The organism is Arthrobacter sp. ZGTC212 (genome assembly GCF_002929255.1).
Classification (GTDB): Bacteria; Actinomycetota; Actinomycetes; order Actinomycetales; family Micrococcaceae; genus Arthrobacter_B; species Arthrobacter_B sunyaminii.
In genome coordinates this window covers 806745-822108 of the sequence record NZ_PJIJ01000002.1, presented here as the reverse complement: position 1 = coordinate 822108, position 15364 = coordinate 806745, and the positions used below count along the sequence as shown (strand labels likewise).

Below are 15364 nucleotides of genomic sequence, written 5' to 3'. Positions count from 1 at the left end.
GCGAAAGGCCGGATTTGCGCTCTTAACCGTCCTGCGACCGGACTGAGACCCGATTGAGACCCGGCGTCCGGAGCGCCGGCCGTGTTGTCGGCCGCCCGCCGCGGCCGCATCCGGCACAGGCGGACAAAACGGCTCACCGGCTGGAGCAGACGGTGAGCCGTGGTATCAAGTAATATTGAAGTGCCTGTCTTAACTTGCCGAGCTCCCGATTGCCGGTCCCATAACTTGTTAGGCCGGGGCACCACACCAAGCACAAAACAACTCACTCTTCAAAAGGGGCGATGAAAGGCCTGGGAAGGCCGAATATATGACTGAATCCTCAGGAATTGGCACCATCGGACTGGATCGCCAGACCATCATCTTTGATTCCACGGAACACATGGTCCAGTCTCTGGGTGCCAACGACGAGGCGCTCAAGATCATTGAGTCCGCTTACCCGGAGGCCAATCTTCACGTCCGCGGCAACGAGCTTTCCATCTCGGGACCCGCTGCTGTTGTTGAACTGACCCTCCGTCTCGTCAACGAAGTTCGGATCCTGGCACGGAGCCAGACCAAGGTCACGCCCCAGTTGCTGGAGCAGTTGATCACCATGCTCCGGGACCAGAGCGCCCAGCGCCCGGCGGAAGTCCTGACGCAGAACATCCTCTCCACCCGCGGCCGCACCATCCGTCCCAAGACGCTGAACCAAAAGAACTATGTGGACGCGATTGATGAAAACACCATTGTGTTTGGAATCGGACCGGCGGGCACCGGCAAAACTTACCTGGCCATGGCAAAGGCCGTGCAGGCGCTGCAGCAGAAGGAAGTCAACAGGATTATCCTGACCCGCCCGGCTGTCGAAGCCGGCGAACGGCTTGGCTTCCTGCCCGGAACGCTGAGCGACAAGATCGATCCGTACCTGCGTCCCCTGTATGACGCCCTGCACGACATGATGGACCCGGATTCCATTCCCAGGCTGATGGCTGCCGGAACCATCGAAGTTGCGCCCCTGGCCTATATGCGCGGACGCACGCTCAATGATGCCTTCATCATTTTGGATGAAGCCCAGAACACCACGCCGGAGCAGATGAAGATGTTCCTGACCCGCCTGGGCTTCGGCTCCAAGATGGTGGTAACGGGAGACGTGACCCAGGTGGACCTGCCCGGCGGCACTGCCTCCGGCCTGCGCATCGTCCACGACATCCTCGGCGACATTGATGACGTTGCGTTCTCGGAACTGCATGCCTCGGACGTAGTCCGGCATTCCCTCGTGAGCAGCATTGTTACCGCTTACAGCGAATGGGACGAATCCCGGCGCGCGTCGTCAGCGGGCCCTGCCCGCGGAGCCGCAGCAGGACGGGGTCCGGCCAAGTGAGCATCGAAGTCAACAACGAATCCGCCGTCGAGGTGGACGAAGAGGAACTGTCCCGGCTGGGACGTTACCTCCTGGAAAGCCTGTACGTGCATCCGGAAGCGGACCTGTCCATCATCCTGGTGGACGAGGAAGCCATGGAGAAGCTGCACATCGAGTGGATGGACATTCCCGGCGCCACCGACGTGCTGTCCTTCCCCATGGATGAGCTGCGTCCCGGGGTTCCGGGACGTCCGACACCTGCCGGGGTTCTGGGCGACATTGTGCTGTGCCCGCAGGTAGCCGCCGTGCAGGCAAAAACAGCAGGCCACGGCATGCAGGAAGAGCTGCTGCTGCTGACCACTCACGGTGTGCTGCACCTGCTCGGGTACGACCATGCGGAACCCGAAGAGGAAAAGGAAATGTTCGGCCTCCAGCGTGAGCTTTTGTCCTCCTATCTGGGCCGTGAGGCTCCGAAGGAGACGCGCAGTTGAGCGTTGCCCTGCTGATTTTCATGGCCGTGGCCTTCATGGTCCTGGCCGGCTTGCTCACTGCCGCGGAATCCGCCTACGGATACCTTCCGCGGCATGAAGCCGAAGCACTGCTGCAGGGCAAGGCGGGCAAACCGCTGCGCCGGATCCTGCAGCACCCGGTGGCGCACATGCATGCGCTCCGGTTCTGGCGCGTCTGGTTCGAAATGGCCACCGCTGTCACGGTGGCCACCCTGTTCCAGATGCTCCTGGACAACATCTGGCTGGCAGGGCTGCTGGCCACCGTGGTTATGGCAGCCATCGGTTTTGTTCTGGTGGGAGTCTCTCCCCGCCAGATCGGCCGCAAGCACGTTACCGCCGTCGTTGTCCTTACCGCCGGGCTGGTGCGTTTCCTCCGGGTTGTCCTGGGCCCGGTTCCCGGATGGCTCGTACGGCTGGGCACCGCCGTTGCTCCCGGCACACAGGGGCCGGACGCCGCGTTCTTCACCGAAGAGGAATTCCGCGAGCTGCTGGACCGCGCCTCGGAGGCGGACATGATCGAGAACACCGAAGCGGAGCTGATCCATTCGGTCTTCGAACTCGGTGACACCAAGGTCCGTTCGGTGATGGTGCCGCGCACCGACATGGTGTGCATTGAGGCCGGTTCCACCCTGCGCCAGGCCATGTCACTGTTCCTGCGCTCGGGGTACTCCCGCGTACCGGTGATCGAGGACAGCGCAGATCAGATTGTGGGCATCCTTTATCTCAAGGATGTGGCGGCGCAGATGCATTCCGGTTCGGGGGAGCCGGGGCAGCACCGCGTGGAGGATTTTGCCCGCGGCGTCCGCTACGTACCGGAGTCCAAGGCGGTCAGCGAACTGCTGCAGGAGCTGCAGCGTGAGTCCACCCATGTGGCGGTGGTTATCGATGAGTACGGCGGCACCGCCGGCCTGGTCACGCTCGAGGACCTGATTGAAGAAATCGTGGGCGAGATCGTGGACGAGTATGATTCCGAACGGCCTGAAATTGAAAACCTCGGCGGCGGCCGCTACCGCGTGAGCTCCCGTGCCGGCATCGATGACCTCGGCGAGCTGTTCGACGTCGACCTCGAGGACGATGAAGTGGACACCGTGGGAGGTCTGCTGGCCAAGGCGCTGGGCCGCGTGCCCATTGTGGGCAGCGAAGTGGTGGTTGACGGCATTGTCCTGCACGCCGAGCGCCTGGAAGGGCGCCGCAACCGGGTGTCCCACATCATCGCCTGGAAACAGCCCGACGACGCCGATCCAGAAACACATTCCGACGACGGCAGGGCCTCATCCCGCGTCTCCTCAACAGAATTGGTACCACGTAATGACTGATCCACAGTTCCGCGCCGGCTTTGTCTCCCTGGTGGGCCGGCCCAATGCCGGCAAGTCCACCCTGACCAATGCCCTGGTGGGCCAGAAGGTTGCCATCACTTCGGCGAAGCCGCAGACCACCCGCCACACGATCCGCGGCATTGTGCACCGCGAGCATTCCCAGCTGATCCTGGTGGACACCCCCGGCCTGCACCGCCCCCGCACGCTGCTGGGCAAGCGCCTGAATGACCTCGTGGCGGACACCTTGGCCGAAGTGGATGCCATTGGGTTCTGCCTGCCGGCCAACGAAGCCGTGGGTCCGGGCGACCGCTACATTGCCAAGCAGCTGGCGGCGCTGAAGAATAAGCCCGTCGTGGCATTGGTCACCAAGACGGACCTGGTGGACCGGGCCGCCCTGGCCAAGCAGCTGATGTCCGTTACCGCACTGGGCAACGAGGTCCTGGGCGAAGCAGGATGGGCTGACGTGGTGCCCGTATCCGCCGCTGACGGTTTCCAGGTGGACACTGTGGCCGAAGTGCTTGCCGGCTACATGCCGTCGTCTCCGCCGCTTTACCCGGACGGGGAACTCACCGATGAGCCTGAGGCCGTGATGGTTGCCGAGCTCATCCGTGAGGCTGCCCTGGAAGGCGTACGGGATGAGCTTCCCCACTCGCTGGCCGTGGTGGTGGACGAGATCGTTCCGCGTGAGGGGCGTCCGGATGACAATCCGCTGCTGGACGTCAGGGTAAATCTGTACGTTGAGCGGTCCTCGCAGAAGGCCATCATTATTGGCAAGGGCGGCGCCCGGCTCCGGGAAGTCGGCACCAATGCACGCGTGGCCATCGAGGCACTGCTGGGTACGCGGATTTATCTGGACCTGCACGTGAAAATTGCCAAGGACTGGCAGCGGGACCCCAAGCAACTGGTAAAACTTGGCTTCTAGCTCCACCGTGCGGCGGCACCCCTGGAGATGATTCTCAGGGGCGCCGCGTACACTTTGAACTGCCGCGGGCGCAGATGCAACTGCCGGCACCACCGATTGAACTGCTGAACGCGAATTATTGAAGGGGACCGGCTCATGTCATCTCGCCGTGCCGATACAGGTGCCGGGCCCTCCGGGAACTCAGCTTTTGGCCTCTCTCCGGCAGCCGCTCCGGGCGGCCGGCATCTGGGCCGCCGAAGCGTCGGGCACCCGGTGCTGCGGACGATCGCCCTGGTGCTTTCGCTGACGCTGGTCTCCGGGCTGGTGTTCGTGGCCGTGCAGGCCATCCGGCTGCAGCAGAACTTCGAGACCCGTCCGCTGAACCTCGGCTCGAATCAGGAATCCGCCCTCCCGGTGGACGCCAACACCGATCCGCTGCAGATCCTGGTCCTGGGCACGGACAACCGCGAAGGACAGGACAGCAACAATTCCGACGTCATGATGCTGGTCAACATGGCCGCCGACCGGTCCCATGTCACAGTGGTGAGCTTCCCGCGTGACCTGCTGGTGCCGTTGCCGGAATGCCTGGACCCGGAAACCGGCGACGTCTACCCGGCCATGGAGTTGGGCCAGCTCAACGGAGCCCTGGGCAACGGCGGGCCGGGGTGCACCGTCGCCGCCATCAACGAGCTCACCGGGCTGAGCGTGGACCACTTTATGATGGCGGACTTCAACGCGGTCAAGGAACTGTCCAACACCCTGGGCGGCGTGGAGGTCTGCGTAAACCAGCCCGTGGAGGATGAACTGTCCGGGCTGAGCCTTCCCGCCGGCGTCAGCAGCGTCAAAGGTGACCAGGCGCTTGCCTTCCTGCGCACCCGCCACGGCTTTGGCAACGGCGGCGACGAGGGCCGCATCCGCGCCCAGCAGAGCTTCCTGGCCTCCATGGTGCGCAAGGTCAACGAAGAAGGCACGCTGAACAACCTTCCCAAGCTTTACTCCATTGCTGAAACCGTCACCCGCAACCTGACGGTGGACAAGGAACTGACCGAAGTTTCCTCGCTCATCGCCCTGGCCGGACGGCTGAAGGATGTTGACCTGGACCGCGTCGCGTTCGTGACGGCGCCGGTGGTTCCCTATGAATACGACAACAACCGCCTGGTCCTGGATGAAGCCGCGGCCACGCCGCTGTTCAAAGCCCTGGTGCAGGACCGGGACATCACCGAGCCCACTCCGGAGCCGGCCCCGGAAAGTCCCTCTGATGAGGGAACGGTTCCTCCGGAAGCGCCGGAGGAACCGGCTGTCATTGACCCCGCGGCCGTTCCGGTCACCATTCTGGACGCCACCGGGAAGAGCGGCGACGCCGGCAGCCGCGACCAGGAACTCGCCGCCTACCTGCTCTCTGAGGGATACGCCCAGGCATCCGCGGGGGGACAGACGGCTGTCTCCAGTCCCGCCACCCAGGTTTTCTACGGACCCGGATATCAGGAAATGGCGGAGCAGGTGGCTGCCGCTCTGGGCATCCCGGCTGTCCAGGTTGTTGCCAGCAATCTGGTCATTGGCGTGAGTGTTCAGGTTGGTGAGGACTTCGCCGCCGGAAACACCATGCCCAGTGCCGGCGATGTGGGCGGCCTGTCCGGACAGACCGCCGCCCAGGTTACGTGCCAGACCGCATTCGGCAATTAATAATTGGGTTGGCCCCTGCTGCGCTGTTAGGGTGGTCACGTGCGCGCAGAGCTCCTTCTCCTTAGCTGCCGCGGCGAGGCCATATCCAACGTATAGGCCGACCCCTCGCTGCGGAGTTTGTGTTGCCCGGCCGCTCTTCTGAACTCCTAGAAAAGGCCCCACAGACATGCGAAATGCACAGCAGCCCTCGGGAATGCCCGTCTCCAAATACGTTCCGTATCAGGAACAGGTCAGCTTTGAGCTGCCTGACCGCACGTGGCCGGACAAGCTCATTACCAAAGCCCCGCGCTGGTGCGCCGTGGACCTGCGGGACGGCAACCAGGCCCTGATCGACCCGATGAGCCCGGAACGCAAACACAAGATGTTCGACCTCCTGGTGGAAATGGGCTACAAGGAGATCGAGGTGGGCTTTCCGTCCGCTTCCCAGCTGGACTATGACTTTGTCCGCCAGCTGATTGAGGGGGACCGTATCCCCGATGACGTCACCATCCAGGTCCTGACCCAGTCCCGGGAACACCTGATCGAGCGCACCTATGATTCCCTTGAGGGTGCGGACCGGGCGATCGTCCACCTGTACAACTCAACCTCGATCCTGCAGCGCAAAGTGGTGTTCAACACCGATCAGGACGGGATCGTGGACATAGCGCTCACCGGTGCCCGGTTGTGCAAAAAGTATGAAGAGCAGCTGCGCGGCATCGACGTCACTTACGAATACTCGCCCGAGTCCTACACCGGAACCGAACTGGACTTCGCCCTGCGCATCTCCAACGCCGTCGCCGAAGTCCTGGAGGCGTCCCCGGACCGGCAGATGATCCTGAACCTGCCGGCCACCGTGGAAATGGCCACGCCCAACGTGTACGCCGATTCCATCGAGTGGATGCACCGCAACCTGGCGAACCGCGACTCCATCATCCTGTCCCTGCATCCGCACAATGACCGGGGCACAGGGGTGGCGGCCGCCGAACTGGGATATCTGGCCGGCGCCGACCGCATCGAAGGTTGCCTCTTCGGCAACGGAGAGCGCACCGGCAACGTGGATCTGGTGACGCTGGGCATGAACATGTTCAGCCAGGGCATCGACCCTGAGATCGATTTCTCCAACATCGACCACGTGCGCCGCACCGTCGAGTACTGCAACCAGCTGCCCGTCCCCGAGCGTTCCCCCTACGGCGGAGACCTGGTCTTCACCGCCTTCTCCGGTTCACATCAGGACGCCATCAAAAAGGGCTTCGAGGCTATGGAAAAGGATGCTGCCGCCGCGGGCACCACGGTGGACGGCATTCCCTGGGCGGTGCCGTACCTGCCGATCGATCCCAAGGACATTGGCCGCACCTACGAGGCCGTGATCCGGGTGAACAGCCAGTCCGGCAAGGGCGGCGTGGCGTACCTGCTCAAGAACGAGCACAATATGGACCTGCCCCGCCGTGCGCAGATCGAATTTTCGGGAGTGGTCCAGCGCCGCACCGACACCGCCGGAGGCGAGATTACCGGCGCCGAGTTGTGGAAGGTGTTCCAGGATGAGTACCTGCCCTCCACCCCGGAGTCCGACGGCGAACCCTGGGGACACTACGCCCTCTCGTCGGTCAACGCGGACACGGCGGAGGACGGCACCTTCAAGATGACGGCCGTGCTGATGAACGGGGAAGTGCAGCAGAAGCGCACGGCTTCCGGCACCGGCCCGATCGCCGCCCTGCTGGAAATCCTCGGTGAGGACGGCATCGACGTGCGGTTGCTGGATTACACCGAGCATGCCCTGTCCGCCAGCGGCAATGCCGCGGCAGCGGCCTACGTGGAACTGGCTGTGGGGGAGCGGGTGCTCTGGGGCGTCGGCATCGACGCGAACACCACCATGTCTGCGCTCAAGGCAGTGATCTCGGCCGTGAACCGGGCCATCCGCGACCGGGCCTGACACAGAGCGTGCTGCTGCGGCGCGCCGGAGCCGTGGGCCCGGGTGCGCCGCAGCAGCACCAAACCGTGGGAAAATAGGGTTCGTGGCAGGAAAATCATTTGCATCCCGGACATACCGGGACGAGGGTGTCATCCTGCGCACCCACAAACTGGGCGAAGCGGACCGGATCCTGGTGCTGCTCACCCGCGGCCACGGGCAGGTGCGCGCCGTGGCAAAGGGCGTGCGGCGGACCTCAAGCAAGTTCGGTGCCCGGCTGGAACCGTTCATGGTGGCGGACCTGCAGCTGTCTTCCGGGCGGAACCTGGATATCGTGACGCAGGCCACCACGCTGGGCGCCTACGGGCACGGCATCGTCTCTGACTATGCGCGCTACACTGCCGCTGCGGCCATCGCCGAAACTGCCGAGCGGCTGACCGACGTCGACGGCGAGTCCGCCAACGCCCACTACCACCTGGTCATCGGTGCCCTGGCGGCGCTGAACCGCGGCGCCCACGCTCCGGAGCTGATCCTGGACTCCTACCTGCTGCGGGCCCTGGCCACGGCCGGCTGGGCGCCGAGCTTCACCGTCTGCGCCCGCTGCGGTGGCCCTGGCCCGCACACGGCATTCTCCGCTGCCCTGGGCGGCGCCGTCTGCTCGGCCTGCCGTCCGCCCGGATCGGCCTCCCCCTCACCCGACACCATGGTGCTGCTGGCAGCCCTGCTCTCCGGAGACTGGCCAACCGCCGATGCCGCCGGACAGCAGGCGCGGCGCGAATCCGCCGGCCTCGTCGGCGGATACCTTCAATGGCACCTGGAACGGGTCGTCAAATCCCTTCAACATGTGGAGCGTGTCTGAACGTGCGTTCGAAGTCCCAAGCACCGGTGCGTCCCGCACCGCACCCCTCCGGTGCGGTGCCGCCGTCCGTGCCCGCCGATTTGGTGCCCCGGCACGTGGCAATCGTGATGGACGGCAACGGACGCTGGGCCAACCAGCGCGGACTGCCGCGAACGGAAGGACACCGGGCAGGCGAGGCTGCCCTGCTGGATGTGATGGCCGGCGCCGTGGAAATGGGCATCCGGCACGTATCCGTTTACGCCTTCTCCACCGAGAACTGGAAACGGTCCCCGGAAGAGGTCCGCTTCCTCATGGGCTTCAGCCGCGACGTGCTGCGCCGGCAGCGGGACCAGCTCAGCGAATGGGGCGTGCGGATCCGCTGGTCCGGGCGTCGGCCCCGCCTGTGGCAGTCCGTGGTGAAGGAACTGGAAATCGCCGAAGAAGCCACCAAAGACAACACGGTGTGCACCCTGAACATGTGTGTCAACTACGGCGGCCGGGCCGAAATCACCGACGCGGTGTCAGCAATTGCGGCCGACGTGGCGCGCGGGAAACTGCGCCCCGGCTCGATCACGGAAAAGACCATCCAGAAGTATCTGGATGAACCTGATCTGCCGGATGTGGATCTGTTCCTGCGGACCTCAGGCGAGCAGCGGCTGTCCAACTTCATGCTCTGGCAGTCCGCCTACGCGGAGATGGTATTCATGGACACCCTGTGGCCGGATGTGGACCGCCGCACTCTGTGGGAAGCAGTGGAAATCTACGCCCGGCGGGACCGGCGCTACGGCGGAGCCGTGGATCAGGCCGCTCCGGCCTAGGGCTCTACCGGCGGCGGTCCGGCGGGGACAGGAGCACAAAGCCCCGTGCCCATTGCTCGATCTTCCCGTAGACTCGCCGACGCACCGGCAGCGAAGAGAGCAGCACATCGTGCAGGGCGTTGTCGAACCGGCAGACGGTAACCTGCGGCCCCAGCAGCAGGCCCCGCTGAACCATGAGGGTTACGTCCAGGACACTGTCCGAGGTTTTCATGGCCTCATTCCAGGAGACGGCCACCGTGGAGGTGGCGGAGGCCAGAAGCAGGATCGGAACCCTGATATCCAGCCCCCGCGCCACCTGGGCATGCCCGTTGAGTACCGCACTGATCCAGCCGGCCCGGATCGGCCAGCTGGAGGGCGGCCTCAGCTGCGGATCCAGGTCCCATTCGCCGTCGCCCTGGCGGCTGATGCTGCGCCAGTAATTGGTGAGCTCGGGAACCTTCAGCCGAGCCTTGGGCCGCAGGCGCGCCAGCGGTTCCAGCAGCCCGGCGGTGGCAGTGCGCACGATCCACGAACCCCGCAGCTCCAACCAGGGGCTGTTCAGGATCAGTGCTTCAATGCGGCCGGGGTTCCGGTGGGCCCAGAGTGAGGCCACCAGTCCGCCGGTGGAGTGGGCCATCAGGCTGATCCGCACCGGGGTGTCCGCTTCCCGGCGGGACCGTATGTGCTCGGTCAGGGCGGCCATTGCCGCCTCAATGTCGGCGTCGTACTCCTGCAGGTCCGTGATGTACCCCTCGGACTGGCCCGGACGAAGACTGCGGCCGTACTTGCGCAAATCCAGTGCGTAGAACGCCACCCCCAGTCCGGCCCAAAAGTCCGCCAGCTCGGTCTGGAAAAAGTAGTCGGTCCACCCGTGGATGTACAGGACGGCCTGCACCGGTTCGGCCGGAACGGGGGCATGCAGCCGGCGCAGGAGTTCCCGTGCCCGGCCGCCGAAGGTGGGCGGAGGCGGCGGCTCAGGCGTATGGGAGATCAGGGTGGCGACGACGGGACCCTCTTCGTCTTCGCCAAGGTCCAGGGGCAGGCATTGGAAGCCGTTCCCGAGGAAGTCCGGTCTCCACTGCGCATCCATCCCTCCATCTTCCTATATCTGCAGGCGGGTGCGTCATCGTCCATCCGGCGCTGACCCGGAATTTGGCACGGGGACCCCGCAGTGGAAGCATGAAATCATGCGCGTTTATCCCGCCTTCTTCCGTGTTGTTTTCTCCGGCATGGATCCTGAAAAGGCCCACAAAATCGGTTTTGACCTCATCAAGGCGGCAGCTCTGACTCCCGCCGGACCGGTAATGCGCCGCTTCATGCGGCCGTCCCCGAAGCTTCGAGTACGGGCTCTGGGACTCGATTTCCCGTCACCCTTCGGTTTGGCCGCAGGTTTCGACAAAGAGGGCTCGGGTATTGTTCCGCTGACCAACATGGGGTTTGGCCACGTGGAAATCGGGACGGTAACCGGCCGCGCGCAGCCGGGCAACCCGAAGCCCCGGCTCTTCCGGCTGGTCGAAGATCGGGCCGTCATCAACCGGATGGGCTTCAACAATGACGGCGCCGCCGCTGTCGCTCCGCGCGTGGCGCGTGCCCGTCGCATGCTGGAGCGGGCCTGGGGCCAAAACCGGCCAGTCATCGGCGTCAATATCGGCAAGACCAAAACCGTGGACCTGGCCGACGCGGTGGACGATTACCTGACAAGCACGCGGGAACTTGCTCCCCAGGCCGATTACCTGGTGGTCAACGTTTCCTCGCCCAATACGCCGGGGCTTCGCCTGCTGCAGAACATTGATTCCCTGCGCCCCCTGCTTTCCGCCGTCTCCGAGACCGCTGACGCCGCCGCCGGCCGGCACGTTCCCCTGCTGGTGAAGATCGCGCCCGACCTCACCGACGAGGATATCGACGACGTTGCCCGGCTGGCCTTGGACCTCGGCCTCGACGGCGTGGTTGCCACCAACACCACCGTCACCCGCGAGAATCTGGTGACGGACCCGCATAAGGTCATGGACTGTGGAGTGGGCGGGCTGAGCGGTGCTCCGCTGCGCCGCCGGTCCCTTGAAGTCCTTCAGCGGCTGCACGCCGCCCTCGGCCCCAACGGTCCGGTGATCATCTCCGTGGGCGGAGTCGAAACAGCAGCGGATGTACGGGAGCGCCTGGCTGCGGGGGCCACCCTGGTGCAGGGCTACACCGCGTTCCTCTATGAGGGGCCGTTCTGGGCAGCCAGGATCAACCGGCAGCTGGCCCGCACAGGGAAGTAATACACAAAAGGAAGGGCTGCTTCCCGGAGTACCGGGGAAGCAACCCTTCCTTTATGTCGTTGAGTCCTGAGGAGCAGCCAAGCTAGACCGGCTCGCAGAACCTCAGTTAAGCGGGCTTTTCGCCGCGCTTGACCTGCGGCTTCGGAAGGCGGAAGCGGCGCAGCTGCAGGGCGCGGGAGACGCCGTACCAGACGTCACCGGAATTGGGGCTGCCGAACTTCTCGGTGAGGCGCCGGCGGATGATCGCCCGCAGGATGAAGCTGTCGAGGATGACGGCCAGGATCAATACCCAGAAGGCCAGCATGACAATGCTCTGCACGGTGAGGTTCTGGATGAAGCTGACCACCACAAAGACAAGGGCGGCGATCATGACAAACTCACCCAGGTTCCAGCGGGAGTCCACCACGTCGCGGATAAACCGGCGCTGGGGTCCCTTGTCACGCAGCGGAAGGTAACGCTCGTCGCCGGTGTCGAGGGCGGCGCGGGTCTTCAGCCGTTCCTCGCGCATCGCTTCACGGCTGGCATTTTTCGCCGCCTTGCGGTCTGTGGGGACCAGCGGGCGCTGGCGCGCTGCAACCTGGTCCCGGCGCTTGGGGGTGGGAACTCCCTTCCCCGCGGCCGTGCGGGCTGAGCTGGTCTGGGCTGCCGCAGCAGCCTGGTCCACAGTTTCCTGCGCGGTGGGCGCTTCATTCTTTCGTCCGAACACCCCTCTAGGATACCTTGACGCCGGCCTTCAGCGGCCGGGTTCGGAACCGGTTCACAGTCCCTATGCTGACCCGGCAGGGGCGCATGTACTGTTTTGTTATGACTTTGATACCAGAAACCCCTTCGCCGTCAGTGGATGTGGATGCTCTGCGCTCCGCCGTGGAAGCTGATTTCCCCCGCACGGTTGAGCAGCTCAAGTCCCTCGTCTCGATCCCCGGCATCGCGTGGGACTCCTTTGACCCGGAACGCCTGAACGAAAGCGCCGAGGCCGTGGCCGCTCTGATCCGCGGGGCAGGACTCACCGATGTGCAGATCCTGCGGGTGGACAATAACGGCAAACCAGGTGGCCCCGCTGTTGTCGCCCGCCGCCCGGCCCGGGACGGGAAGCCGACAGTCCTGCTCTACGCACACCACGACGTCCAGCCTCCCGGGGACCTGTCCCTGTGGGAGACGGAGCCGTTTGTCGCCACCGAGCGCAACGGACGGCTCTACGGGCGCGGGGCCGCCGATGACAAAGCCGGCATCATGGCTCACGTTGGTGCCCTCCGCGCGCTGGATACGGTGCTGGGGGAGGACTCCGGTGTCGGCATCACCCTCTTTATCGAGGGTGAGGAAGAAGCAGGTTCTCCCACGTTCCGCGATTTCCTCGAAACCTACCGCGATCTGCTCGAAGCAGACGTCATTGTGGTGGCGGACTCCGGCAACTGGAAAGTGGGCGTCCCGGCGTTGACCACCAGCCTGCGCGGACTGGTGGACGGCACGGTGGAGGTCCAGGTTTTGGACCATGCCGTGCACTCGGGCATGTTCGGCGGGCCGGTGCTGGATGCGCCCACGCTGCTGGCGCGCCTGATTTCCACTTTCCACAACGACGCCGGTGACGTCGCCATTGAGGGCCTTGCGTCCTCCGATACCGCCGCCGTGGAATATGCCGAGGCGGACTTCCGCGAGGATTCCTCGGTGCTCGACGGCGTGCAGCTGGCCGGTACCGGGTCCATCGCGTCCCGGCTGTGGACCAAGCCGGCGCTGTCCATCATCGGCATCGACGTTCCGTCCGTGGACATGTCCTCGAACACCATTCAGCCCAAGGCACGGGCCAAGTTCAGCCTTCGCCTGGCGCCGGGGCAGAATCCGGCGGAGGCCATGAGCGCCGTCGAACGCCACGTTCAGTCACACGCGCCGTTCGGAGCGAAGGTCACCTTCATCCCGGGGGAGCAGGGGCAGGCGTTCGCCACAGACACCTCTGCTCCGGCGGCACGCACCGCCCTGTGGGCACTGCGCGAAGCCTGGGGCGGCGTCGAGCCGGTGGAATCGGGCATGGGCGGCTCCATTCCCTTCATTGCCGACCTGACGGAGCTGTTCCCCTCGGCGCAGATCCTGATTACCGGCGTCGAGGACCCGGATTCGCGTGCCCACAGCGCCAACGAGTCACTGGACCTGGGTGATTTCCGTAACGCCGTGCTCGCCGAAGCACTGCTGCTGGCCAGCCTCGGTCAGGCATCGAAGTCCTAACCTTCTCTTTTGAAAACGCCGCCGCGTCCGGGCATGGAAATCTTTTCGTGCCCGGACGCGTTGCGTCTGGGTGTAAGCACCGACGTACCATGGAGAAGGACCTGGCCCGGAGCCTTCGGGGGAGCAACTGCCCTCCCGTGCACGGTCCACGTGAGGAAAGAGAGAAGCAATGAGCACTTCCACCAGCGAAACCGGCACCAGCGTGGATGCGGCAGCCGCTCCCGAAGCAGAGCTGCCCACCCACGAAGTTGCACTCTCCGATGTTGCTGCGGGAAAGGTCCGCAGCCTCCTGGAGCAGGAAGGCCGGACCGACCTGCGGCTTCGCGTGGCCGTTCAGCCCGGCGGCTGCTCCGGCCTGATCTACCAGCTCTACTTTGACGAGCGTGTCCTGGACGGCGACGCTGTCCGCGACTTCGACGGCGTAGAGGTCATCGTGGACAAGATGAGCGTTCCGTACCTGTCCGGCGCCTCGATCGACTTCGAGGACACCATTTCCAAGCAGGGGTTCACCATCGATAACCCCAACGCAGGCGGCTCGTGCGCCTGCGGAGACTCGTTCCACTAAGCTGCGTCCCGTGGCCCCGTTTCACTGACGGGGCCGTGCGGCTGTTGGCCGTAACACACGGTATTTTGCCAAGGACGCGGTGCGGTCTGTCACTGGATGGCCACGCGTGCGGGTAAGCTCTACACGTAGTAGTAAAACTGATCGTGCGCAGCTGGGGGATTCGTCTGTCCGCTGTGCCGCACTTGCACGTAACAAGAGGAAGGGCCGTCTGTGAGTTCGCAGGACCGAACCAGCAGCCGACGCGCCAGGATCTTTAAGATCTCAGCCGTAACGTCGGCCGGCGCGTTGTTTTTATCGGGTTGTTCAGCAGAAGCCCAACGGGGATGGTTGCCCACGGAGCGCGACACTACCAACCACACCGGCCGGATCATGGACCTTTGGGTCAATTCATGGATCGCGGCACTGGCGGTTGGTGTGCTCACCTGGGCGCTGATTCTCTGGTGCATCATTGCCTACCGGCGCAGGAAGAATGAAACCGGCTACCCGCGGCAGCTCAGCTACAACCTGCCCCTGGAGATCTTCTACACGGCCATTCCGCTGTTCATGGTCCTGGTGCTGTTCTACTTCACGGATCAGGACATCCGCGCCATCAGTGAGCGCGTTGATGACCCCGACGTCGTTGTGGACGTCCGTGGAAAGCAATGGTCCTGGGACTTCAACTACGTCACCGAGGACAAGTACGACCTCAACGTCCAGGTGAACCTGGACGGCCAGGAGAAGGCAGAGTCGGAAATGCCGACCCTGTACCTGCCGGTTAACCAGACCGTTGAGCTCCAGCTGAACTCCCGCGACGTGCAGCACTCCTTCTGGGTTCCCGCCTTCCTGCAGAAGATGGACCTTTACCCGGGACGGACGAACTACATCAACATCACTCCCGGCATCGAGGGCACTTACGAAGGCAAGTGCGCCGAACTCTGCGGCGAGTACCACTCGGAAATGCTTTTCAACGTCAAGGTAGTTTCGGAAGCCGAATATGACGCGTATGTGGCTAGCCTGCCCGACGGTCAGGTCGGTTCCGAGTACGACCGCGTGTACAACTCAGAATCAAGCGAAGTAAGGAGGTAG

The 15364-nt window shown here is 64.3% G+C and carries 14 protein-coding genes; 12 read left to right on the top strand and 2 right to left on the bottom strand.

Features of this window, described 5'->3' with window-relative positions; all coding sequences use genetic code 11:
* The first annotated feature begins 307 nt into the window (after positions 1 to 307).
* The 8 genes from CXQ89_RS10450 (at position 308) to CXQ89_RS10415 (ending at position 9283) form a co-directional block, all read left to right on the top strand.
* Positions 308 to 1354: a PhoH family protein gene (locus CXQ89_RS10450; RefSeq protein ID WP_104054088.1), complete on the top strand. Its 1047-nt coding sequence runs from the start codon at positions 308 to 310 to the stop codon at positions 1352 to 1354.
* The gene (gene ybeY / locus CXQ89_RS10445; protein ID WP_104054089.1) at positions 1351 to 1824 is read left to right on the top strand and encodes an rRNA maturation RNase YbeY; all 474 of its coding nucleotides are present in this window, start codon (positions 1351 to 1353) and stop codon (positions 1822 to 1824) included. The genes CXQ89_RS10450 and ybeY overlap by 4 nt, the downstream gene beginning before the upstream one ends.
* Positions 1821 to 3158, top strand: a complete 1338-nt coding sequence (locus CXQ89_RS10440) for a hemolysin family protein (RefSeq protein WP_104054090.1) — start codon at positions 1821 to 1823, stop codon at positions 3156 to 3158. The genes ybeY and CXQ89_RS10440 overlap by 4 nt, the downstream gene beginning before the upstream one ends.
* Positions 3151 to 4080, top strand: coding sequence for a GTPase Era (gene era, locus CXQ89_RS10435; protein ID WP_104054091.1), 930 nt, complete (start codon positions 3151 to 3153; stop codon positions 4078 to 4080). Before CXQ89_RS10440 ends, era begins: the two co-directional genes overlap by 8 nt.
* A 135-nt stretch (positions 4081 to 4215) precedes the next feature.
* The gene (locus CXQ89_RS10430; protein ID WP_104161186.1) at positions 4216 to 5742 is read left to right on the top strand and encodes an LCP family protein; all 1527 of its coding nucleotides are present in this window, start codon (positions 4216 to 4218) and stop codon (positions 5740 to 5742) included.
* A gap of 166 nt (positions 5743 to 5908) precedes the next feature.
* A complete protein-coding gene (gene leuA, locus CXQ89_RS10425; protein WP_104054093.1) occupies positions 5909 to 7651 on the top strand; it encodes a 2-isopropylmalate synthase in 1743 nt (580 codons plus the stop codon).
* An 82-nt stretch (positions 7652 to 7733) separates the two neighbouring features.
* Positions 7734 to 8486 (top strand): DNA repair protein RecO, encoded by a 753-nt coding sequence (gene recO / locus CXQ89_RS10420; RefSeq protein WP_104161185.1) that lies wholly within the window; start codon positions 7734 to 7736, stop codon positions 8484 to 8486.
* Between the two features lie 2 nt (positions 8487 to 8488).
* On the top strand, positions 8489 to 9283 hold the full coding sequence (locus tag CXQ89_RS10415) for an isoprenyl transferase (RefSeq protein WP_237688578.1): 795 nt from the start codon (positions 8489 to 8491) through the stop codon (positions 9281 to 9283).
* A gap of 4 nt (positions 9284 to 9287) precedes the next feature.
* Here CXQ89_RS10415 and CXQ89_RS10410 read toward each other — a convergent pair whose 3' ends face one another.
* The gene (locus CXQ89_RS10410) at positions 9288 to 10352 is read right to left on the bottom strand and encodes an alpha/beta hydrolase (protein WP_104161184.1); all 1065 of its coding nucleotides are present in this window, start codon (positions 10350 to 10352) and stop codon (positions 9288 to 9290) included.
* A gap of 97 nt (positions 10353 to 10449) precedes the next feature.
* Between CXQ89_RS10410 and CXQ89_RS10405 the strand changes: the two genes are divergently transcribed.
* On the top strand, positions 10450 to 11520 hold the full coding sequence (locus tag CXQ89_RS10405) for a quinone-dependent dihydroorotate dehydrogenase (protein WP_104161183.1): 1071 nt from the start codon (positions 10450 to 10452) through the stop codon (positions 11518 to 11520).
* Between the two features lie 106 nt (positions 11521 to 11626).
* Here the strand turns inward: CXQ89_RS10405 and CXQ89_RS10400 are convergent, their stop codons facing one another.
* Positions 11627 to 12226 carry a DUF3043 domain-containing protein gene (locus tag CXQ89_RS10400; protein ID WP_104054098.1) on the bottom strand — a complete coding sequence of 200 codons (600 nt, stop codon included), beginning with the start codon at positions 12224 to 12226 and terminating at the stop codon, positions 11627 to 11629.
* A 98-nt stretch (positions 12227 to 12324) separates the two neighbouring features.
* Between CXQ89_RS10400 and CXQ89_RS10395 the strand changes: the two genes are divergently transcribed.
* From CXQ89_RS10395 to coxB, 3 genes are all read left to right on the top strand, one after another.
* Positions 12325 to 13734 carry a dipeptidase gene (locus CXQ89_RS10395; RefSeq protein ID WP_258060029.1) on the top strand — a complete coding sequence of 470 codons (1410 nt, stop codon included), beginning with the start codon at positions 12325 to 12327 and terminating at the stop codon, positions 13732 to 13734.
* A 169-nt stretch (positions 13735 to 13903) separates the two neighbouring features.
* Positions 13904 to 14299, top strand: a complete 396-nt coding sequence (locus CXQ89_RS10390) for an iron-sulfur cluster assembly accessory protein (RefSeq protein ID WP_104054099.1) — start codon at positions 13904 to 13906, stop codon at positions 14297 to 14299.
* A 210-nt stretch (positions 14300 to 14509) separates the two neighbouring features.
* Positions 14510 to 15364 (top strand): cytochrome c oxidase subunit II, encoded by an 855-nt coding sequence (coxB, locus tag CXQ89_RS10385; RefSeq protein ID WP_104054100.1) that lies wholly within the window; start codon positions 14510 to 14512, stop codon positions 15362 to 15364.